This is a genomic window from Sphaerospermopsis reniformis (assembly GCF_005402885.1).
Classification (GTDB): Bacteria; Cyanobacteriota; Cyanobacteriia; order Cyanobacteriales; family Nostocaceae; genus Sphaerospermopsis; species Sphaerospermopsis kisseleviana.
In genome coordinates, this window is the sequence record NZ_BJCE01000472.1 from 1 (window position 1) to 1490 (window position 1490).

The 1490-nt window shown below is 50.2% G+C and carries 1 protein-coding gene; it reads right to left on the minus strand.

All coding sequences use genetic code 11. From position 1 onward, the window contains the following. Positions 1–1490: WD40 domain-containing protein (locus FFR48_RS27795; protein ID WP_236104225.1), on the minus strand; the 1490-nt coding region annotated here is incomplete at both ends.

The window sequence follows — 1490 nt, forward strand, 5'->3', positions numbered from 1 at the left end:
AAGCTAAGGTTTTACCATCGGGGCTGAAGGCTACTGAAATAACGTTATCTGAATGTCCCGTGAGGGTGGCGATTGACTGACCGGTGGCGACATCCCACAGTTGGATGGTGTTATCCAAACTCCCAGAAGCTAAGGTTTTACCATCGGGGCTGAAGGCTACTGAAATAACCCACTCTGAATGTCCCGTGAGGGTGGCGATTGACTGACCGGTGGCGACATTCCACAGTTTGATGGTGTTATCCCAACTCCCAGAAGCTAAGGTTTTACCATCGGGGCTGAAGGCTACTGAATCAACCACAGATGAATGTCCGGTGAGGGTGGCGATTGACTTCCCGGTGGCGACATCCCACAGTTTGATGGTGTTATCCCTTCCTAAAATATCCCCACTCCCAGAAGCTAAGGTTTTACCATCGGGGCTGAAGGCTACTGAATCAACCCCAGATGAATGTCCGGTGAGGGTGTTAACTAAGGTAGGATGAGGCCAGGTAACTACATTGGCGATGGTTTGTAAATTGGGTATCCTTTCCAGGGAAATACCCTGCTGGTACATATCATTGAAGTCCGCCGCACCATAAATACCAATCACCAATCCCCACTCATTGAGGATGGGACCACCGGTTAACCCCGGTCGGGCTTGACCTGCTAGTTGTAGGTTATACTCCCCCTCCTGGTCTGGTCTCTTTTTACCTGGATGTAAAAAATAACGCCGTTCCTGAGGATTACTCTGACTGGGTTCGGGATACCCTGCGGTGTATACCGTTGCTCCTGTGGGGACTGCCGTGGCATCTGCTACTAGGGCGGTGTCATAATTATTCTTACTGGTAAATTCTAATAATCCTAAATCTAATTCCCCTAAACGACCCCTAAGTACGGACTGGTGTTGTTGACCGTCAGGGGTGGTGAGTGTGACAGTCTGGTGTGGGGCTATGAGATGATGGGACGTGAGGACGGTATAGGTGTCACCTTGGCGATTAATAATTACTCCCGAACCCAGTGCGGTTTCCAGGCGCACGGTGATTTTTTGGGCGCTGTCATTAACTAGCACATTCACCGGGGTAACAGTTTCTGCGGTAACTGTACTTTCTTGCCACAGTTTGATGGTGTTATCCAAACTCCCAGAAGCTAAAGTTTTACCATCGGGGCTGAAGGCTACTGAACGAACCACAGATGAATGTCCGGTGAGGGTGGCGATTGACTGACCGGTGGCTACATCCCACAGTTTGATGGTTTTATCCTGACTCCCAGAAGCTAAGGTTTTACCATCGGGGCTGAAGGCTACTGAAATAACCGGCTCTGAATGTCCGGTGAGGGTGGTGATTGACTTCCCGGTGGCGACATCCCACAGTTTGATCGTGTTATCCCCACTCCCAGAAGCTAAGGTTTTACCATCGGGGCTGAAGGCTACTGAATTAACGTTATCTGAATGTCCGGTGAGGGTGGCGATTAACTTCCCCGTGGCGACATCCCACAGTTTGATGGTTCTATCCCCA